23 protein-coding genes are annotated in these 20987 nt (G+C 37.5%); all 23 read left to right on the forward strand.

Annotated features, from left to right (window positions below; translation table 11 throughout):
* The first annotated feature begins 5 nt into the window (after positions 1 to 5).
* The 23 genes from prfA (at position 6) to FQT24_RS02495 (ending at position 20978) form a co-directional block, all read left to right on the forward strand.
* Positions 6 to 1085: a peptide chain release factor 1 gene (prfA, locus tag FQT24_RS02385; protein ID WP_001028815.1), complete on the forward strand. Its 1080-nt coding sequence runs from the start codon at positions 6 to 8 to the stop codon at positions 1083 to 1085.
* Entirely contained in the window at positions 1085 to 1921 is an 837-nt protein-coding gene (prmC, locus tag FQT24_RS02390; protein ID WP_143952074.1) for a peptide chain release factor N(5)-glutamine methyltransferase, read from the forward strand. The genes prfA and prmC overlap by 1 nt, the downstream gene beginning before the upstream one ends.
* Positions 1905 to 2507 (forward strand): L-threonylcarbamoyladenylate synthase, encoded by a 603-nt coding sequence (locus tag FQT24_RS02395; protein ID WP_049515276.1) that lies wholly within the window; start codon positions 1905 to 1907, stop codon positions 2505 to 2507. The genes prmC and FQT24_RS02395 overlap by 17 nt, the downstream gene beginning before the upstream one ends.
* A 1-nt stretch (position 2508) precedes the next feature.
* Positions 2509 to 2940 (forward strand): GNAT family N-acetyltransferase, encoded by a 432-nt coding sequence (locus FQT24_RS02400; RefSeq protein WP_143952076.1) that lies wholly within the window; start codon positions 2509 to 2511, stop codon positions 2938 to 2940.
* Between the two features lie 59 nt (positions 2941 to 2999).
* Positions 3000 to 4256 (forward strand): serine hydroxymethyltransferase, encoded by a 1257-nt coding sequence (gene glyA / locus FQT24_RS02405; RefSeq protein WP_143952077.1) that lies wholly within the window; start codon positions 3000 to 3002, stop codon positions 4254 to 4256.
* Between the two features lie 7 nt (positions 4257 to 4263).
* Positions 4264 to 5238, forward strand: coding sequence for a nucleoid-associated protein (locus tag FQT24_RS02410; protein WP_185952532.1), 975 nt, complete (start codon positions 4264 to 4266; stop codon positions 5236 to 5238).
* The gene (gene pmp23 / locus FQT24_RS02415) at positions 5238 to 5852 is read left to right on the forward strand and encodes a cell wall hydrolase Pmp23 (protein ID WP_023940692.1); all 615 of its coding nucleotides are present in this window, start codon (positions 5238 to 5240) and stop codon (positions 5850 to 5852) included. Before FQT24_RS02410 ends, pmp23 begins: the two co-directional genes overlap by 1 nt.
* Positions 5853 to 5925: 73 nt before the next feature.
* Positions 5926 to 6900, forward strand: a complete 975-nt coding sequence (locus FQT24_RS02420) for a DUF1002 domain-containing protein (protein ID WP_143952079.1) — start codon at positions 5926 to 5928, stop codon at positions 6898 to 6900.
* 73 nt (positions 6901 to 6973) lie between these two features.
* The gene (gene rlmD, locus FQT24_RS02425; RefSeq protein ID WP_143952080.1) at positions 6974 to 8335 is read left to right on the forward strand and encodes a 23S rRNA (uracil(1939)-C(5))-methyltransferase RlmD; all 1362 of its coding nucleotides are present in this window, start codon (positions 6974 to 6976) and stop codon (positions 8333 to 8335) included.
* A 208-nt stretch (positions 8336 to 8543) separates the two neighbouring features.
* Complete coding sequence (locus FQT24_RS02430) at positions 8544 to 8717, forward strand: hypothetical protein (protein WP_000159602.1); 174 nt, start codon at positions 8544 to 8546, stop codon at positions 8715 to 8717.
* Positions 8714 to 9493, forward strand: coding sequence for a replication initiator protein A (locus tag FQT24_RS02435; RefSeq protein ID WP_033680337.1), 780 nt, complete (start codon positions 8714 to 8716; stop codon positions 9491 to 9493). The genes FQT24_RS02430 and FQT24_RS02435 overlap by 4 nt, the downstream gene beginning before the upstream one ends.
* Positions 9494 to 9591: 98 nt before the next feature.
* On the forward strand, positions 9592 to 10950 hold the full coding sequence (gene dcm / locus FQT24_RS02440; protein WP_143952081.1) for a DNA (cytosine-5-)-methyltransferase: 1359 nt from the start codon (positions 9592 to 9594) through the stop codon (positions 10948 to 10950).
* Positions 10934 to 11383, forward strand: coding sequence for a hypothetical protein (locus FQT24_RS02445; RefSeq protein ID WP_000645896.1), 450 nt, complete (start codon positions 10934 to 10936; stop codon positions 11381 to 11383). The genes dcm and FQT24_RS02445 overlap by 17 nt, the downstream gene beginning before the upstream one ends.
* Positions 11376 to 11756, forward strand: coding sequence for a thioredoxin domain-containing protein (locus tag FQT24_RS02450; RefSeq protein ID WP_033680335.1), 381 nt, complete (start codon positions 11376 to 11378; stop codon positions 11754 to 11756). The genes FQT24_RS02445 and FQT24_RS02450 overlap by 8 nt, the downstream gene beginning before the upstream one ends.
* A gap of 12 nt (positions 11757 to 11768) precedes the next feature.
* Positions 11769 to 12002 carry a transcriptional regulator gene (locus FQT24_RS02455; protein ID WP_143952082.1) on the forward strand — a complete coding sequence of 78 codons (234 nt, stop codon included), beginning with the start codon at positions 11769 to 11771 and terminating at the stop codon, positions 12000 to 12002.
* A 2-nt stretch (positions 12003 to 12004) separates the two neighbouring features.
* Positions 12005 to 12592, forward strand: coding sequence for a CPBP family intramembrane glutamic endopeptidase (locus FQT24_RS02460; protein ID WP_143952083.1), 588 nt, complete (start codon positions 12005 to 12007; stop codon positions 12590 to 12592).
* A gap of 402 nt (positions 12593 to 12994) precedes the next feature.
* The gene (locus FQT24_RS02465; RefSeq protein ID WP_045611615.1) at positions 12995 to 13804 is read left to right on the forward strand and encodes a MurR/RpiR family transcriptional regulator; all 810 of its coding nucleotides are present in this window, start codon (positions 12995 to 12997) and stop codon (positions 13802 to 13804) included.
* Positions 13805 to 13808: 4 nt separating this feature from the next.
* Positions 13809 to 14510, forward strand: a complete 702-nt coding sequence (locus FQT24_RS02470) for an N-acetylmannosamine-6-phosphate 2-epimerase (RefSeq protein ID WP_143952084.1) — start codon at positions 13809 to 13811, stop codon at positions 14508 to 14510.
* A gap of 24 nt (positions 14511 to 14534) precedes the next feature.
* The gene (locus FQT24_RS02475) at positions 14535 to 15452 is read left to right on the forward strand and encodes an N-acetylneuraminate lyase (protein ID WP_045611612.1); all 918 of its coding nucleotides are present in this window, start codon (positions 14535 to 14537) and stop codon (positions 15450 to 15452) included.
* A 27-nt stretch (positions 15453 to 15479) separates the two neighbouring features.
* A complete protein-coding gene (locus FQT24_RS02480; RefSeq protein WP_045611610.1) occupies positions 15480 to 17021 on the forward strand; it encodes a sodium:solute symporter family protein in 1542 nt (513 codons plus the stop codon).
* A 25-nt stretch (positions 17022 to 17046) separates the two neighbouring features.
* Positions 17047 to 17505 carry a NanQ anomerase/TabA/YiaL family protein gene (locus FQT24_RS02485; protein ID WP_000587140.1) on the forward strand — a complete coding sequence of 153 codons (459 nt, stop codon included), beginning with the start codon at positions 17047 to 17049 and terminating at the stop codon, positions 17503 to 17505.
* A 1-nt stretch (position 17506) separates the two neighbouring features.
* Entirely contained in the window at positions 17507 to 19831 is a 2325-nt protein-coding gene (locus FQT24_RS02490) for a sialidase family protein (RefSeq protein ID WP_045611606.1), read from the forward strand.
* A 37-nt stretch (positions 19832 to 19868) separates the two neighbouring features.
* Entirely contained in the window at positions 19869 to 20978 is a 1110-nt protein-coding gene (locus tag FQT24_RS02495) for a Gfo/Idh/MocA family protein (protein WP_000248712.1), read from the forward strand.
* Positions 20979 to 20987 lie beyond the last annotated feature (9 nt).

The raw sequence follows: 20987 nt of genomic DNA on the forward strand, positions 1-20987 counted from the left end.
AAAAAATGAACATTTATGATCAACTACAAGCTGTAGAAGACCGTTATGAAGAATTAGGAGAATTACTGAGTGACCCTGATGTCGTTTCTGACACCAAGCGTTTCATGGAACTTTCAAAAGAAGAGGCTTCAACTCGTGACACAGTAACAGCCTACCGTGAGTACAAACAAGTCCTTCAAAACATCGTTGATGCCGAAGAGATGATTAAGGAATCGGGCGGAGATGCGGATTTGGAAGAAATGGCTAAGCAAGAACTCAAAGATGCCAAGGCTGAAAAAGAAGAATACGAAGAAAAACTGAAAATCTTGCTCCTTCCAAAGGATCCAAACGATGACAAGAATATCATCCTTGAAATCCGTGGAGCAGCTGGTGGAGATGAAGCAGCACTTTTCGCTGGTGATTTGCTAACCATGTACCAAAAATATGCGGAAGCCCAAGGATGGCGCTTTGAAGTCATGGAAGCCTCTATGAATGGTGTCGGTGGTTTTAAAGAAGTGGTTGCCATGGTTTCGGGTCAATCTGTATATTCTAAGCTTAAGTACGAATCAGGTGCTCACCGTGTGCAACGTGTCCCTGTGACAGAAAGCCAAGGTCGTGTTCATACTTCGACAGCAACAGTTCTTGTCATGCCTGAAGTCGAAGAAGTAGAATACGATATTGATCCAAAAGACCTTCGTGTTGACATCTATCACGCCTCTGGTGCTGGTGGACAGAATGTCAATAAGGTTGCTACTGCCGTTCGTATCGTTCACTTGCCAACCAATATCAAGGTTGAGATGCAGGAAGAACGTACTCAGCAGAAAAACCGTGAAAAAGCCATGAAAATCATTCGTGCGCGTGTTGCTGACCACTTTGCACAAATTGCACAAGATGAACAAGATGCCGAGCGTAAGTCAACAATCGGTACTGGTGACCGTTCAGAACGAATTCGTACTTATAATTTCCCACAAAACCGTGTTACAGACCACCGTATCGGCTTGACCCTCCAAAAACTAGATACTATCTTATCTGGAAAATTGGATGAAGTTGTGGATGCCTTGGTTCTTTATGACCAAACACAAAAATTAGAAGAATTAAACAAATAATGAAATTAGCTCAATTATTTTCAGATTTTGAAGAAGAGTTGGTTAGACAAGGAGAGGAAGCTGAAAGCCTCTCTTTTGTCTATCGTAGCCTGAAAAATCTCTCTTTTACTGACTTTGTCTTTGCCCTCCAGCAGGAAGTGACGAAAGAGGAAGAAGTTTTTGTTAAAGGAATTTTCCAACAGTTAGCAGCTCATAAACCGCCACAGTACATCATTGGACAGGCAGATTTTTATGGAATGCAGTTAACAGTTGATGAGCGAGTATTGATCCCTCGTCCAGAGACAGAGGAGTTAGTGGAGCTTATTCTGGCTGAAAATCCTGAGACGAATCTGTCAGTTCTGGATATTGGAACAGGTAGTGGAGCTATTGCTCTCGCTCTAGCAAAAAACAGACCAGCTTGGTCGGTGACGGCAGCAGATATTTCCCAAGAGGCTCTTAACCTTGCTTCCGAGAATGCTAAAAATCAAAAACTTAATATATTTTTTAAAAAATCTGATTGTTTTGCAGAAATTTCTGAAAAATATGATATAATTGTTTCCAATCCACCCTATATCTCTCGTGAAGATGCGTCAGAGGTCGGCTTGAATGTTTTGCATTCGGAGCCTCATCTAGCTCTCTTTGCAGCCGAGGATGGCCTAGCTATTTACCGTAGAATTGCGGAAGATGCAAAAGACTATCTCAAAGATGGTGGTAAGATTTACCTTGAAATTGGATACAAGCAAGGTCAAAGTGTTCCTGAACTTTTTAGAAAGCATCTTCCTGAAAAACGAGTACGAACACTTAAGGACCAATTTGGTCAAGATAGGATGGTTGTGGTTGATGATGGACAGGATTAGACAAGAGTTGGAAAATGGTGGAGCTGTCGTTCTGCCTACAGAGACAGTTTACGGTCTTTTTGCTAAGGCCTTAGATGAAAAAGCAGTTGACCATGTTTACCAACTCAAACGTCGTCCAAGAGACAAGGCGCTTAATCTCAATATCGCTTCTTTAGAGGATATCTTGCACTTTTCTAAGAATCAGCCAACTTATCTTCAAAAACTTGTAGAGACCTTTTTACCAGGTCCCTTGACCATTATCCTTGAAGCCAATGACCGCGTTCCCTATTGGGTCAATTCTGGTCTTGCAACTGTTGGATTTCGGATGCCGAGTCATCCCATTACCCTTGATTTGATTCGAGAGATAGGTCCCTTGATTGGGCCATCTGCCAATATTTCAGGTCAGGCAAGTGGAGTGACCTTTAACCAAATTCTAGAGGATTTTGACCAAGAGGTTCTGGGTCTGGAAGACGATGCTTTTCTAACTGGACAGGATTCGACTATTTTGGATTTGTCTGGAGACAAGGTGAAAATCTTACGCCAAGGGGCGATTAAGCGAGAAGATATTCTTGCTCGGTTGCCAGAGATTTCTTTTGAGGAGGAATGAGATGTTAAGAGACTTAAGAGAAACTGATGTGAAAGCTATATGTGACATTAACCAAGAAGCTTTGGGTTATTCTTTTAGTCCAGAGGAAACGGCTAGTCAATTAGCTAGACTATCTCAGGATTCCCATCATTTCCTTCTTGGCTATGAGGATGCAGCTAGTCATGTCTTACTTGGATATGTCCACGCTGAGGTCTATGAATCACTTTATTCTAAAGCAGGATTTAATATTTTAGCTTTAGCAGTTTCACCTCAAGCACAAGGGCAAGGTATTGGTAAAAGCTTATTACAAGGGTTGGAAGAAGAAGCAAAAAGCCGTGGTTATGGGTTTATCCGCTTAAACTCTGCCGATCATCGTCTGGGTGCTCATGCATTTTATGAAAAAGTCGGTTATACTTGTGATAAAGTGCAGAAACGATTTATTCGCATCTTTTAGTTTATTTTCTTATTGTAAAACAAACTAAAGGACCAGTCACACTATAAAGGAGAAGACCTATGATTTTTGACAAAGACGATTTTAAAGCATATGATGCTGATCTCTGGAATTCTATTGCCAAAGAAGAAGAACGACAACAAAACAACATTGAGTTGATTGCTTCGGAAAACGTAGTTTCCAAGGCTGTTATGGCAGCTCAAGGGTCTATCTTGACGAATAAATACGCCGAAGGCTACCCAGGCCGCCGTTATTATGGTGGAACTGATGTGGTAGACGTGGTAGAAAGTCTAGCTATTGAACGTGCAAAAGAAATTTTCGGTGCAAAATTTGCCAATGTCCAACCACACTCAGGAAGCCAAGCCAACTGCGCAGCTTACATGGCCTTGATTGAGCCTGGCGATACGGTTATGGGAATGGATTTGGCTGCAGGTGGTCACTTGACTCATGGGGCTCCTGTTAGCTTCTCTGGTCAAACCTACAACTTTGTTTCTTACAGTGTGGATCCTGAAACAGAACTCTTGGACTTTGATGCTATCTTGAAACAAGCCCAAGAAGTAAAACCAAAATTGATTGTAGCAGGTGCTTCAGCCTATTCTCAAATTATCGATTTTTCAAAATTCCGTGAAATTGCGGATGCTGTTGGGGCTAAACTTATGGTAGATATGGCTCATATCGCTGGTTTGGTTGCTGCTGGTCTTCACCCAAGTCCAGTACCATACGCTCATATCACTACAACAACGACTCACAAATCACTTCGTGGACCTCGTGGTGGTTTGATTTTGACTAATGACGAAGAACTTGCTAAGAAAATCAATTCAGCTATTTTCCCTGGTATTCAGGGTGGTCCTTTGGAGCATGTTGTGGCAGCTAAAGCTGTTTCTTTCAAAGAAGTTTTGGATCCAGCCTTCAAGGAATATGCTGCTAATGTTATCAAGAACAGCAAGACTATGGCGGATGTCTTCTTGCAAGACCCTAATTTCCGTATTATTTCTGGCGGGACTGAAAACCATCTCTTCCTAGTGGATGTGACTAAGGTTGTAGAAAACGGAAAAGTTGCTCAAAACTTGCTGGATGAAGTCAATATTACCCTAAATAAAAACTCAATCCCTTACGAAAGCTTGTCACCATTCAAGACAAGTGGGATTCGTATCGGAGCAGCAGCCATTACTGCACGTGGATTTGGTGAAGCAGAAAGTCGCAAAGTGGCTGAACTCATCATTAAAACCCTTAAGAATGCAGAAAATGAGGCTGTATTAGAAGAAGTGAGAAGTGCAGTCAAAGAATTAACAGATGCCTTCCCATTATACGAGGACTAAAACTTTTATGGACATTTATATTAAGAAAGCCATTATCCATCAGTTTAGCCCGGATGATACCGAGCTGTTTCTAGCGGATAAGTTTCTCAATATCACTCCAAAAATCGAAGAATACCTGCGGAAAAAAATTGAACGTGTGTATTCAGATGAAGCCAAGACTGGGATTTTCGAGGAAGAAAATCCCTTCTTCAATCACATCACAGACGATTTGTTGGAGACATCAGTAACACTGGCTAATCTCTGGAAAGAGGAGTTCAGCATTTCCGAAAATCTCAAGACCAATGACTTGATTTTTGTGCAATTTTCTAAAGAAGGTGTAGAACATTTTGCTTTCTTACGAATTTCCCTGAGGGAGACTTTGACCCACCTCGGAGGAGAGGTTGATAATCCAATCAAGTTGACTCAGAATAACCTGCCGGGATTTGGAACAGGGGCTGATGAGGCCTTGGTGGTTAATCTTCAGAGTCGCAAGTATCATCTGATTGAAAAACGAATCAAGTACAACGGGGCTTTCTTGAACTATTTTTCAGAAAATCTTCTTGCTGTTGCTCCTAAGATTTCACCCAAGAAATCTATCAAAGAACTGGAAAAAACGGCCCAGAGAATTGCTGAATCTTTTAACACAGATGACTTTCAATTTCAATCCAAGGTCAAATCAGCTATTTTTAACAATCTGGAAGAAAGCAATGAATTATCGCCAGAAAAATTGGCCAACGACCTTTTTGACAACAATCTGACGGCTCGTTTGAGCTTTATTGACCAAGTCAAGGAAGCCGTACCAGAGCCTGTTCAGTTTGATGAAATTGATGCCAGTCGTCAGCTTAAAAAATTTGAAAACCAAAAACTCTCCTTGTCAAATGGAATTGAGCTCATTGTTCCTAATAACGTCTATCAAGACGCCGAGTCTGTTGAGTTTATCCAAAACGACAACGGAACCTACTCTATCTTAATCAAAAATATCGAGGATATCCAAAGTAAATAATGTTTAAACGAATTCGAAGAGTGCTTGTACTAGCAGTCTTCCTTTTTGCTGGCTATAAAGCTTACCGCGTTCACCAGGATGTCAAGCAAGTCATGACCTATCAACCCATGGTGCGAGAAATCTTGAGTGAAAAAGACACCCCAGCAAACGAAGAGCTTGTGCTCGCTATGATTTATACTGAAACAAAAGGAAAAGAAGGCGATGTTATGCAGTCTAGTGAGTCTGCAAGTGGTTCCACCAACACCATCAATGATAATGCTTCTAGCATTCGGCAAGGCGTTCAAACTCTGACAGACAATCTCTATCTGGCCCAGAAGAAGGGGGTGGATGTCTGGACGGCTGTTCAAGCCTACAATTTTGGACCTGCCTATATCGATTTTATCGCCCAAAATGGCAAGGAAAACACCTTGGCTCTGGCCAAACAGTACTCTCGTGATACTGTAGCTCCCCTGCTGGGTAATACCACTGGAAAGACTTATAGTTATATTCACCCCATTTCCATTTTTCATGGAGCCGAACTCTATGTAAATGGAGGAAACTATTACTATTCTAGACAGGTGCAACTCAACCTTTATATCATCAAATGTTTCACTCTCTTTTCAACATCTGGTTAGACCAGGTGTTTTTGTTATAAGTTTTTTTTAAGATAGATATATTACTCTAGAAAGGTAAAGGAGGAAATTCCCTATGAGAAAGAAACTCTTTCTGACCAGTGCTGCGGTCTTGTGGGCAGTAACAGCTATGAATAGTGTCCAAGCAGCAACAGATGTTCAAAAAGTCATCGATGAAACCTATGTCCAACCTGAATATGTCCTAGGTTCATCATTGTCTGAAGATCAAAAAAATCAAACCCTAAAAAAACTAGGCTACAATGCCTCAACAGACACCAAAGAACTCAAGACCATGACACCTGATGTCTATTCTAAGATTATGAATGTTGCCAATGACTCAAGTTTACAGTTGTATTCATCAGCCAAGATTCAAAAACTAGGTGACAAGTCGCCACTTGAGGTCAAGATTGAAACACCAGAAAACATCACTAAGGTGACTCAGGATATGTACCGCAATGCGGCCGTAACTTTGGGTGTGGAACACGCTAAAATCACTGTAGCAGCACCTATTCCAGTTACAGGTGAGAGTGCCTTAGCCGGGATTTACTATTCACTTGAAGCTAATGGAGCCAAGGTGCCACAGGCCAACAAAGACTTGGCTCAAGAAGAGTTGAAGGCTTTGTCCGATATCAATGCTGAAAACAAAGACAAGTCAGGCTATGACGCTAATAAATTAAACGTTGCCCTAGCAGATATCAAGTCAGGACTAGCCAAAGCTAAAGAAAGCAAGGGAAATCTGACAGAAGAAGATGTCCGTAAAATTGTTGAAGATACCTTGAAAAATTACAAACTCGATCAGGTCATAACAGGAAACCAGATCAATATCATCATCAATTTTGCTTTGAATCTCTCAAAGAGTGATATCCTCAGCAATGCAGACTTCACTAAAACCCTAAATGACCTTAAACAAAGTATCGTATCACAAGCTGGAGACAGTTTTAAAAATATCAACCTTAACTTTGATGCGGATAAGGCACTAGAGGACGGGGGTAACTTCTTAAGTTCCCTCTGGCAAGCCATTGCCAACTTCTTCAAGAGTTTTGGTTCTTAAGAAATTTCATGGTATAATAGATGGTAACCGTAACGTTGCCGTCTTTTTTGTCGGCCAATAGAAAGAGAAGAGAATGTTAAAGAAAAATGATATTGTAGAAGTTGAAATTGTTGATTTGACCCATGAAGGAGCAGGAGTGGCCAAGGTAGATGGTTTGGTATTTTTTGTCGAAAATGCTTTACCGAGTGAAAAAATTCTCATGCGTATCCTCAAGGTCAATAAAAAGATTGGTTTTGGGAAGGTTGAAGAATACCTTGTCCAATCACCACACCGTAATCAAGATCTAGATTTGGATTACCTGCGTTCAGGAATCGCGGATTTGGGTCATCTTGCCTATCCAGAACAGCTCAAGTTTAAAACCAAGCAGGTCAAGGACAGTCTTTACAAGATTGCAGGAATTGCTGATATAGAGGTTGCTGAAACGCTTGGTATGGAAAATCCAGTCAAATACCGCAACAAGGCACAGGTGCCTGTTCGTCGTGTTAATGGTGTTTTGGAAACTGGATTTTTCCGTAAGAATTCCCACGACCTCATGCCACTGGAAGATTTCTTTATCCAATATCCTGTGATTGATGAGCTAGTAGTTGCCCTACGTGATTTGCTCCGTCGTTATGATTTGAAACCTTATGATGAAAAGGAACAATCTGGCTTGATTCGGAACCTCGTGGTGCGTCGTGGGCACTATTCAGGCCAAATCATGGTTATCTTGGTTACAACTCGTCCTAAAATTTTCCGAGTGGAGCAATTGATTGAACAACTAATCAAGCAGTTCCCAGAGATTGTGTCTGTTATGCAAAATATCAACGACCAAAATACCAATGCGATTTTTGGTAAGGAGTGGCGTACGCTTTATGGACAAGATTTTATTACTGACAAAATGCTTGGCAATGACTACCAAATCGCTGGTCCAGCTTTTTACCAAGTTAATACTGAAATGGCTGAAAAACTCTATAAAACAGCAATTGACTTTGCTGAATTAAAAGAAGATGACGTGGTCATTGATGCCTATTCTGGTATCGGGACGATTGGCCTCTCTGTTGCGAAACACGTCAAGGAAGTTTATGGTGTTGAAGTCATTCCAGAAGCGGTTGAGAATAGCAAAAAGAATGCTCAACTGAACAATATTTCAAACGCCCACTATGTCTGTGATACGGCTGAAAATGCTATGAGAAATTGGCTTAAAGATGGAATTCAACCAAGCCTTATCCTAGTAGACCCACCAAGAAAAGGACTCACAGAAAGCTTTATCAAAGCAAGCGCTCAAACAGGAGCTGAACGCATCGCCTATATCTCATGTAATGTCGCAACCATGGCGCGTGATATTAAACTCTACCAAGAATTGGGATATGAGTTGAAGAAAGTACAGCCAGTTGATCTGTTTCCTCAAACGCATCACGTGGAGTGTGTAGTGTTGCTACAACGAAAAAAAGGGTAAAAATCCTTGATTTTAAGCTATTTTACAAGCATTTTGTATTTGTAGATAAAGGCAATTTTGACGTCAAAAAAGTCCTAAAAAGGCACATAGATGTATATGTATTTGTAGATGTCGTTTGCGCATCGGAAAAATGAATACAACAATAAATATTTATCTAAAGAGAGAACAATTGTATATTGTTCTCCTTTTTTTATTTTCAGGAGGGAAAATGACAAAAGAATTACAATCATCACGCTATATTGTCATTTCATTTTTAGTACGTGAAATGGGAATTGACATTGTTGAAGCCATCTCTCTTATGGCTGAATTGGAAAAAAGTGGCTTGGTTCAATTGGAATCAAGCGGAGATTTAACACTCAAAGAACTTGGAGGTGCGCTATGAAACGAATTACCGCAAATCAATACCAAACTTCAGAACGGTATTACAAATTACCTAAAATTCTTTTTGAGGATGAGAAATATATGGATATGAAACTAGAAGTAAAGGTGGCTTATTCTATTTTAAAAGATCGTTTAGAATTATCTCTTAGTCGTGGTTGGATAGATGAAGAAGGAGCGGTTTATTTAGTATTTTCTAATTCTAAACTGATGAGGCTGTTAGGTTGTTCGAAGTCAAAATTACTATCAATCAAAAAAATTCTAAAAGAATATGACCTAATTGATGAAGTCCAACAGTCTTCAAGTGAGAAAGGGAGACTAGCTAATAAGATTTATTTAGGGGAGTTGTCTACTACCCCAGTAGGTAATTCAAACAGGCCTAGTGTTAAAAAAAGACTAGGGCAGGTTGAAAATGAAACAGCCCCCGTCTTACATTCAGCCCCTAGTGAGACTGAAGTTAGTGAGACTAAATATAGTGAGACTGATTCTTTATTTATTGAGGATGAGGAGGATAGGAATACTCAACCTATCTTGAAAAGAAAAGTAGAAAAGGTCACAAAATATGATCGAGATTATATTTGGGGATTGGTACAAGATCAATTTAGACGAGAAGGTTTTTCTGAAACAGCCAGTGAAATTGCTATGACTGATTTTGAGAGAATCTATCAGTATGCTCTTGACAATGTTCGCTTTGTTAGACGAGCGGAAGTTTTGGCTGAATTTGTGTTTAATGGCTTGTATTCCGTTTGGAATAACCGTGTTAGAAAAGGAGGTGGTTAAATGTCGCCAATCGAGTGGATATTAGTTATGCTCATTGTCATTTCAAGTGGAGTGACAGTTCTGACAATGATAGTCGATAAGAAAGGGGTGATCAAGAAATGAGATTTATTGATTTATTTTCAGGTATCGGTGGCTTTCGACTTGGAATGGAAAGTGTCGGACACGAATGTATTGGATTTTGTGAGATTGATAAATTTGCTAGAGAATCTTATAAGTCCATTTTTCAAACGGAAGGAGAAATAGAATTTCATGATATACGAGATGTTTCAGATGACGAATTTAAAAAACTTAGAGGGAAAGTCGATGTCATCTGTGGGGGATTCCCTTGTCAAGCATTTTCAATCGCAGGAAGACGATTGGGATTTGAAGATACTAGAGGAACTTTGTTCTTTGAAATTGCTAGGGCGGCCAAACAAATCCAACCACGTTTTCTTTTTCTTGAAAATGTTAAAGGCCTACTCAATCACGATAAGGGACGGACGTTCACCACAATCCTTACCACGCTTGATGAATTGGGGTTTGATGTTGAGTGGCAGGTGCTTAACAGTAAGGATTTTGGCGTTCCCCAAAACAGAGAGAGGGTGTTTATTATCGGACATTCTAGAAAGAGAGGTACCAGACTCTTATTTCCTTTCAGACGAGAAGGTCAAGCAACTAACTCTGAGACTTTAAAAATATTAGGGAATTTGAATCCATCAAAAAGTGGAATGAGTGGTAAAGTCTATTATTCAGAAGGTCTTGCGCCAACCTTAGTTCGTGTAAAAGGAGAAGGATTTAAAGTTGCGATTCCTTGTATGACACCAGACAGATTAGAAAAAAGACAAAATGGTAGACGTTTCAAGGATAATCAAGAGCCAATGTTTACTTTAAATACTCAGGATCGCCATGGTATTGTCGTTGTTGGAGATTTACCAACTAGCTTTAAGGAAACTGGTCGCGTCTATGGAAGTGAGGGCTTATCTCCAACACTGACTACGATGCAAGGTGGAGATAAAATCCCCAAAATACTGATTCCAGAACCAATCCAATTTCTAAAAGTCCGAGAGGCAACGAAAAAAGGATATGCTCAAGCAGAAATAGGAGATTCAATCAATTTGGAGAGACCAAGTTCTCAGTATCGTCGTGGTAGAGTTGGAAAAGGTATAGCGAATACGTTAACAACCAGTGGGCAAATGGGAGTAGTAGTGGCTAGCTATGAAGGAGAAGATAAACAAGTTTATCATGTAGCCGGTGTCTTAATTGATGGGCAATTTTACCGTTTGAGGATACGACGAATCACTCCTAAAGAGTGTTTTAGACTGCAGGGCTTTCCTGATTGGGCTTTTGAAGCTGCTAGAAAAGTCTCTAGTAATAGTCAGCTCTATAAACAAGCTGGTAATAGTGTAACCGTTCCTGTGATTGCCGCAATCGCAAAGAAATTAAAAGAAATAGAGGAAAAAGATGAAAGCATTAAATAAAGAATCAATACTAGATTGTGATGAATTAGAAACAGAATTACATGATGCAGAAATCAGACAGCTGGATGAACAAATATTTTTGATGCCCAATTATCCATGTGAGTTTGAGGTGACATTTTTAGATGATTACCATAAAAAACACAACTACCCCCTATTTTACGAATCCTATCTTCAAAACATTATGGAATTCCTTGAAAGTCAGGATATAAAGAACGGAGCTGATGCCTTTGTAGATGATCATCAGAATCTTGTTTTTGTTTTATATGGACAAGGCTATCGAGCCGAGGGAAAAGAGGGAATACTTACAACCCAAGTAACTGTAAAAGCTTATGATGAAGACAAGAAACCGATTAACTTCGCAAATTTATTAGATTCCTTAATCGTCTCAGAATATCAAATGGAACCGAATCTTTGGGAGGTCTCTCATGATTGATCTATATCTAAGTAAAAATAGCCAAAGAAATCAACTTCTTTTGGATTTCTTTCAAAAGTATGGCATAGAGGTCACTCCTCATTCTATTTCTGAAATGACAAAGGATAAATTAATTGAGATGATGAGCTATTCTTCAGATTGTTTCGAGTTTTTATCTCCAAATTTATTACGTTTTAAGAATCGAGATAACCTAAAATTAACAGATTTTATCGAAATGATATTAAAAAATCCTGAACTAACCATCAGACTTCCTCTTGCGGTTTCAAATAAGCGAGTTTATCCAAATCTGAATCTGGAGGAGGCTAGAGCTTTATTGCCAAGAGATACGAAACAATTGATTTACATGGCACAAACACATTATTTATCTAACTAAAGGAGAAGCAATATGGATGAACGATTTTGGGAGAACTTGTCCATTATTTTGGCTGATAGAAATATTAGCTGGATTGAGTTAACCAGAAAAATGTTTGCGGGAGAGTTTCACTATCCAAGTGAATTGAACCGTTTGTATCAAAAGATACGCCACTACAAGATGGAACAACGAATGCCTCAAAGTCCATGGGTAGAAAGGATTGTGCAGGTATTAGATTTAGATTATGAAGATTTATTTCGGAGGTAACTATGAAAAGAATAATTCCAGTTTATATATTCCAACAAGTAAATGTCCTATTGGTATCTCTATACTTACTGAAATTTCTTTGTACCGGTGAGTTAATTATACTAGAGATTCTCTATGGTGCGTCACTCATTTCTTTTTTATGGATGTATGGCCAACGCAAACAAGCTCATAAGGTCAATATGAAATCTAGGATGAAATGGCTTGGTATTGGATTCATTAGCCTACTGATTATAAGTCTATGTTTTAGCCTAATCCATGCTCAAGGAACCACGAATCAAGCAAACTTAATTGGACTTCAACATCGAGTTCCTTGGTTTTCATTTTTATTGTTCTTAATCAATGCGAGTATGGTTGAAGAATTTCTGTATCGAGAAATTATATGGAATTTGGTGAGAAAATTAGATATTCGAGTTGCGTTGACAAGTGTTTTATTTGCCTTAGTACATCATCCAGGAACCATTCTAGCTTGGTGTTTATATGTTTCACTTGGGATGTTTTTAGGGATGGTACGCTATAAATCGGACTTATGGGGCAGCATGGGTCTACATTTGGTGTGGAACCTACTAGTTTATAGTTTGCTGCTTTTTTAAAATAGGTGATCTGATTTATCTCATAAATCAGTAGTTTTTATAGGATTATTTTTAATTCGGAAACAAAAATTTATTAACAGCATAAAATAAAGAAACTAGGAACATTTTTTCTATTTTTTTAGAAATAAAATGTTGTATTGAAATTCCGAAAGAAATAATAAAATCAAAATAAAAATTAATAAAATAGGTATATATGAACATATTATCAGCGACAAATGTTCTTGCAAGACATAAAATACAAATAAAAAGAATAAATAAATTCTATATTTTTATATTTGTTGTTCTGTTATAAAATGAAAGAAATTGGAAACTAGTTTCTAAATCATGAAAAATATTGAAAAAAAAAAAAATAAGTGTTAAAATAAATAATGTAAACGTTTACTTTAACAAAGGAGAGCTCATATGTTACTACAAAAAGAACTAATTCCAATGATAGAAGCTAACTTACCAAATATGGCATATTCTGAAAAAGACATTGCTATATTCTTCTTAAAACAGCAACCGCTGAATAATTATTCATGTGAGGCGTTGTGCGAATGCCTTAATGTATCCAAAGCAACATTGACTCGATTTGCGAAAAAATGTGGTTTTAAAGGTTTTAGACAATTCATTTTCAAATACCAAGAGATGATTCGTGAGAAAGAAAAGTTAGCATTGTATACAGAGGCTACAGAAAAAGTTTTATCCGACTATGAAGAAATGTTGAGGAAAACTTACTCGGTTCTTGATGAAGTTCAACTTGAGCGTATTGCTGAGATGATAGAAACTGCTGAGCGTGTATATCTTTATGGTGAAGGAAGTTCATTTCTTGCTTTACAAGAAATGAAGATGAGGTTTATGCGTCTCGGAGTCATTGGTGAAGTATTATCAGACGCGGATATGATTTTGTGGAATAGCTTATTACTTAATGAAAATTGCCTCGTCATTGGAGCATCCGTTTCAGGTCAAACTGATATTGTACTAGAAGGTCTTCAAAAAGCTGCGGATAAAGGCGCTAAAACAGTTTTAATGACTACAAGAAATTTTGACGAAGAAGTTTGTTTCTTTGATGAATTATTGTTATTAGCTTCGATCAATCATCTCTCGTATGGCAATCGCATATCACCTCAGTTTCCAATACTTTTAATTACAGACTGCTTATTCTCTCATTATCTGGAAAGTCCAGAGAGACAATATTATTACAATCAATCTATTATCCATAAGGAGGAATAATAAAATGAGCCAAATTTGGACTAAAGAAAAATTTATAAGTCAAGTCCATGGTGGAGTCATTGTTTCTTGTCAAGCTTTACCCGGTGAACCCCTTTATAATGAAGAATTTAGCTTGATGCCTTTTATGGCTAAAGCAGCTTTAGAGGCAGGAGCAGTGGGTATTCGCGCAAATTCTGTGCGTGATATTAAAGCAATTCAGAAAGTAGTAGATTTACCAATAATTGGAATTATCAAAAAAGATTATCCACCTCAAGAACCATATATTACTGCTACGATGAAAGAAGTAGATGAACTTGTAGAATGCGGAACAACAGTCATTGCATTTGATGCAACTTTAAGACCAAGATATGATGGCTTAGTTGTCAGTGAATTTATCAAAAAAATAAAAGAAAAATATCCTAATCAATTGTTGATGGCGGATGTAAGTAATTTTGATGAAGGTCTCTATGCATTTAAATCAGGCGTTGATTTTGTTGGTACAACATTATCAGGGTACACAAGTACAAGTGTACAATCAGATGAGCCTGATTTTGAGCTAATGAAAAAATTGGCTGATTTTAATATTCCGGTAATTGCCGAAGGAAAAATTCATTATCCAGAACAATTAAAAAAAGTTTATAGTTTAGGTGTTACCAGTGTTGTCATTGGTGGAGCGATTACACGTCCAAAAGAAATTGCTCAGCGATTTATTAATGTCATCAAATAAAAAACAATATAAAGGAGAAATCTGATGAAAGATTTAACTAAATACAAAGGCGTTATTCCTGCATTTTATGCTTGCTATGATGAAAATGGTGAAATTAGCCAAGAACGTGTAAAATCTCTGGTGCAATATTTCATTGACAAAGGTGTAAAAGGTATCTATGTAAATGGTTCTTCAGGCGAATGTATTTACCAAAGTGTAGAAGATCGTAAACAAATTATTGAAGCTGTTATGGAAGTTGCTAAAGGTAAATTAACAGTTATCAACCATGTTGCATGTAATAACACGAAAGATAGTATTGAATTGGCAAAACATTCAGAAAGCGTTGGAGTCGATGCTATTGCTGCTATCCCACCAATTTACTTCAAATTGCCAGAATATTCAATCGCAGCATATTGGAATGCAATGAGTGAAGCTGCGCCAAATACAGATTTTATCATTTATAATATTCCACAATTGGCAGGGGTTGCGTTGACTGGTAGTTTGTATGCAACAATGCGTCAAAATCCTCGTGTGATTGGAGTTAAAAATTCTTCTATGCCTGTACAAGATATTCAAATGTTTGTAGCTGCAGGTGGAGAAGATTACATTGTATTCAATGGTCCAGATGAACAATATCTTGGTGGTCGCTTGATGGGAGCAGAAGCTGGTATTGGTGGTACTTATGGCGTTATGCCAGATTTGTTCTTGAAATTGGAAAGTTTGATTCAAGAACGAGATTTAGATACTGCTAAAAAACTTCAATATGCTATCAATGAAGTTATCTATAAGATGGTATCAGGTAAGGCAAATATGTATGCTGTAGCAAAAGAGGTTTTGCGTCTAAATGAAAAACTTGATTTAGGTTCTGTTCGTCAACCCTTAGAAGCATTGGCAGAAGGTGACTTGGAAGTTGCAAAACAAGCAGCAGAACTTATTCAACAAGCACGAAAAGAATTTTTATAATAAATAAAATCAATATGGAGATATGTTATGGGCACAACAGGATTTACAATAATTGACTTAATTATCTTGATTGTTTATTTACTTGCGGTGTTGGTTGCAGGTATCTATTTCTCTAAAAAAGAAATGAAAGGAAAAGAGTTCTTTAAAGGAGATGGTTCTGTTCCTTGGTATGTTACTTCGGTATCCATTTTTGCCACAATGCTCAGTCCGATTTCCTTCTTGGGACTCGCTGGTAACTCTTATGCAGGTAGCTGGATTTTATGGTTTGCTCAATTAGGGATGGTTGTAGCTATTCCACTGACAATTCGTTTTATCTTACCTATCTTTGCACGGATAGACATCGATACGGCATATGATTACTTGGATAAACGTTTTAATTCTAAAGCACTTCGTATTATTTCAGCACTCTTGTTTATTATTTATCAATTGGGACGTATGTCTATCATTATGTACCTCCCATCAGCTGGTTTATCAGTATTGACAGGAATTGACATCAATATTTTGATTATTTTGATGGGTGCAATTGCAATTGTTTATTCTTATACTGGTGGTCTAAAATCCGTATTATGGACAGACTTTATTCAAGGTGTGGTTCTGATTAGTGGTGTCGTTGTAGCTTTATTTGTACTGATGGCTAATATTAAAGGTGGCTTTGGTGCAGTAGCAGAAACATTAGCAAACGGGAAATTCCTTGCTGCAAATGAAAAACTTTTCGATCCTAACTTGCTTTCAAACTCCATCTTCTTAATTGTGATGGGTTCAGGCTTTACAATCTTGTCTTCCTATGCTTCATCTCAAGATTTGGTTCAACGTTTTACTACAACACAAAATATTAAGAAACTTAATAAAATGTTGTTCACAAATGGAGTCTTGTCACTTGCAACTGCAACAGTCTTTTACTTGATCGGTACAGGCTTGTACGTATTCTATCAAGTACAAAATGCAGGTAGTGCAGCTAGCAATATCCCTCAAGACCAAATCTTTATGTACTTTATTGCATACCAGTTACCAGTAGGTGTCACAGGTTTGATCTTGGCAGCGATTTATGCAGCAGCTCAATCAACTATTTCAACAGGTTTGAACTCTGTTGCAACTTCATGGACATTGGATATTCAAGATGTCATTTCTAAAAATATGTCAGACGATCGTCGTACGAAAATTGCACAATTCGTATCTCTAGCAGTAGGTTTATTCTCAATTGTTGTTTCCATTATCATGGCTCATTCAGATATTAAATCTGCATACGAATGGTTCAATAGTTTCATGGGACTTGTACTTGGTCTACTTGGTGGTGTATTCATTCTTGGTTTTGTTTCTAAAAAAGCAAATAAACAAGGTGCTTATGCAGCGCTGATTGTATCAACCATCGTTATGGTATTTATTAAATACTTCCTTCCTCCAACAGCTGTTAGCTACTGGGCATATTCATTGATTTCAATTTCTGTATCAGTAGTGTCAGGTTATATTGTATCTGTTCTTACTGAAAATAAAGTATCTGCACCTAAATATACAACGATTCATGATATTTCAGAAATTAAAGCGGATTCAAGTTGGGAAGTTCGTCACTAGTCACTAATAGAAAAGAGAAAATAATATGATTATTTCTGAACAATCTGATTTTAGACGATATGCTTCTGTCAATAAACATTTTTCAAAAGTCTGTGATTTTTTAGAAAATACAAATTTGACAGATTTAGTTGATGGAAAAATTGATATTGACGGGGAAAATGTTTTTGCAAATTGTATGACTTATCTAGCTGATGGAGTTCCAGGAGATATTTTTGAAACTCATAAGAAATATTTAGATATTCATATTGTTGTTGAAAATACAGAAAAAATGGCAGTAACTTCCCCAGTTCGTGCTCAGTCACGTGTACCTTTTAGCGAAGAGAAGGATATTGCTTTTTACGATAGCAAAGACTATCAAATTGTTGAATTGCTTCCAGGGAATATGTTGGTGACTTTTGAAGAAGATCTTCACCAACCAAAGATTCATTGCAATGATGAAACTGTTAAAAAACTTGTTATCAAAGTTTTAAATGAGGAAAAATAAAATGAAAAAAAATATTAAACAATATGTAACCTTAGGTACTGTAGTGGTATTATCAGCATTTGTTGCTAACTCAGTTGCAGCTCAGGAGACTGAAACTTCTGAAGTATCAACACCAGAGTTGGTGCAACCTGTTTCACCAACGACTTCGATTTCGGAAGTACAACCTAAATCGGGTAACTCTTCGGAAGTTACTGTACAACCTCGAACAGTTGAAACTACTGTTAAGGATCAATCTTCCACAGCGGATGCGATTTCGGGAGTACAACCTAAATCGGATAATTCTTCGGAAGTTACTGTACAACCTCGAACAGTCGAAACTACTGTTAAGGATCCATCTTCTACAGCGGAAGAAACTCCTGTCTTAGAAAAAAATAATGTTACTTTAACAGGGGGCGGAGAAAATGTTACTAATGAGTTAAAGGATAAACTTACTAGCGGTGACTTTACTGTAGTGATTAAGTACAATCAGTCTAGTGAGAAAGGTTTACAAGCTTTGTTTGGAATATCTAATTCTAAACCTGGTCAACAAAATAGTTATGTAGATGTGTTCCTTAGAGACAATGGTGAATTGGGAATGGAAGCGCGTGATACTTCTTCCAATAAAAATCACCTAGTATCCAGACCTGCTTCAGTTTGGGGTAAGTACAAACAAGAGGCTGTGACTAACACTGTTGCAGTAGTAGCAGATTCAGTCAAAAAAACATATTCTTTATATGCTAATGGTACAAAAGTAGTAGAAAAGAAAGTGGATAACTTCCTAAGCATCAAGGATATTAAAGGTATTGATTACTATATGCTTGGGGGAGTGAAACGTGCAGGAAAAACGGCGTTTGGTTTTAGCGGAACACTAGAAAATATCAAATTCTTTAATAGTGCATTGGATGAAGAAACTGTTAAAAAGATGACAACAAACGCTGTTACTGGACATTTAATTTATACGGCTAATGATACAACAGGTTCTAACTATTTCCGTATTCCAGTTCTGTATACTTTTAGCAATGGTCGGGTTTTTTCAAGCATTGACGCTCGTTACGGTGGAACTCATGATTTCTTGAATAAAATTAATATTGCTACAAGTTATAGTGATGATAATGGTAAGACATGGACTAAACCAAAATTAACATTGGCATTCGATGATTTTGCGCCAGTACCATTAGAATGGCCTCGTGATGTTGGTGGACGTGACTTACAAATCAGCGGTGGTGCAACCTATATTGACTCTGTTATTGTTGAAAAAAATAATAAACAAGTACTCATGTTTGCTGATGTTATGCCTGCTGGAGTAAGTTTTAGAGAAGCTACTAGAAAAGATTCTGGTTATAAACAAATTGATGGTAATTATTACCTTAAATTAAAGAAACAAGGTGATACTGATTATAATTATACTATTCGTGAGAATGGTACTGTATACGACGATCGTACCAACAGACCAACTGAATTTTCAGTAGATAAAAATTTCGGTATTAAACAAAATGGTAATTATTTGACGGTAGAGCAATATTCGGTTTCATTTGAAAATAATAAAAAGACTGAATATCGTAATGGGACTAAAGTCCATATGAATATCTTCTACAAAGATGCATTATTCAAAGTAGTGCCAACGAACTATATTGCATATATTTCTAGCAATGATCATGGCGAATCTTGGTCTGCACCAACTTTATTACCTCCTATAATGGGACTTAATCGGAATGCGCCTTATTTGGGTCCTGGACGTGGAATCATTGAAAGCTCAACTGGACGTATTCTTATTCCGTCTTACACTGGTAAAGAGTCTGCATTCATTTATAGTGACGATAACGGAGCGTCTTGGAAAGTTAAAGTTGTGCCACTTCCTTCTAGTTGGTCAGCAGAAGCACAATTTGTAGAATTGAGTCCAGGAGTAATTCAAGCATACATGCGTACAAATAATGGTAAAATTGCATATTTAACAAGTAAAGACGCAGGTACTACTTGGAGTGCGCCGGAATATTTGAATTTTGTTTCAAATCCAAGTTATGGAACACAATTATCAATCATCAATTATAGTCAATTGATTGATGGTAAAAAGGCTGTCATTTTAAGTACTCCAAACTCCACAAATGGTCGTAAACACGGACAAATTTCGATTGGTCTAATTAATGATGATAATACAATTGATTGGCGTTATCATCACGATGTTGATTATAGTAACTATGGATACTCATATTCAACATTGACAGAGTTACCAAATCATGAAATTGGATTGATGTTTGAAAAATTTGATTCATGGTCTCGTAATGAACTTCATATGAAAAATGTTGTACCATATGTAACATTTAAGATTGAAGATTTGAAAAAGAATTAAAGCTGAAATTTAAATATATTGAAAGAGGATAAAAATTATGGTAAATTACGGTATTGTTGGAGCTGGATATTTTGGAGCTGATTTGGCTCGCTCAATGAACAAAATTGAAGATGCAAAAGTGGTTGCGGTATTTGACCCAAATCATGGAGAAGAAGTTGCTCAAGAGTTGGGATCAGATGTTTGTGCAAGTTTAGATGAACTTGTAGCACGTGAAGATATTGATTGTGTGATCGTAGCTTCACCTAGCTACCTTCACCGTGAACCTGTTGTGAAAGCTGCTCAACATGGCAAACACGTATTTTGTGAAAAGCCAATTGCATTGTCTTATGAAGATTGTAAAGCCATGGTTGACGCATGTAAAGAAAATAATGTTATCTTTATGGCTGGTCACATCATGAACTTCTTTAATGGTGTACACCATGCTAAAGAATTGATTACTCAAGGTAAAATCGGTAAAGTTCTTTATTGCCATGCCGCTCGTACAGGTTGGGAAGAACAACAACCAACTGTATCATGGAAGAAACTTCGTTCTCAATCTGGAGGACATTTGTACCACCATATTCATGAATTAGATTGCATTCAGTTCATCATGGGAGGACTTCCTGAAAAAGCGACAATGGTAGGAGGTAATGTATATCATAAAGGTGAAAACTTTGGTGATGAAGATGATATGCTCATTGTAAACCTAGAATACTCTGATGATCGTTATGCTGTTTTGGAATATGGTAATGCTTTCCGTTGGGGTGAACACTACGTCTTGATTCAAGGAACTGAAGGAGCTATCAAACTTGACTTGTTCAATACTGGAGGTACTCTTCGTGTTAAAGGTGAAGGAGAATCACACTTCTTGGTACATGAAACTCAAGAGGAAGATGATGACCGTACAGCTATCTATACCGGTCGTGGTATGGATGGAGCAATTGCGTACGGTAAACCAGGAGTACGTTGCCCATTATGGTTACAAACATGTATTGATAAAGAAATGGAATATCTACATGACATCATTAAAGGTGGAGAAATTACAGAAGAATATGAAAAACTTCTCAATGGTGTAGCTGCTTTAGAATCAATCGCTACCGCTGATGCATGTACTTTATCAGTTAAAGAAGATCGAAAAGTAAGTCTTTCAGAAATCACAAATGCTTAACTATTGTAA

It is taken from the genome of Streptococcus mitis (assembly GCF_901542415.1).
GTDB classification, from domain to species: Bacteria; Bacillota; Bacilli; order Lactobacillales; family Streptococcaceae; genus Streptococcus; species Streptococcus mitis_BL.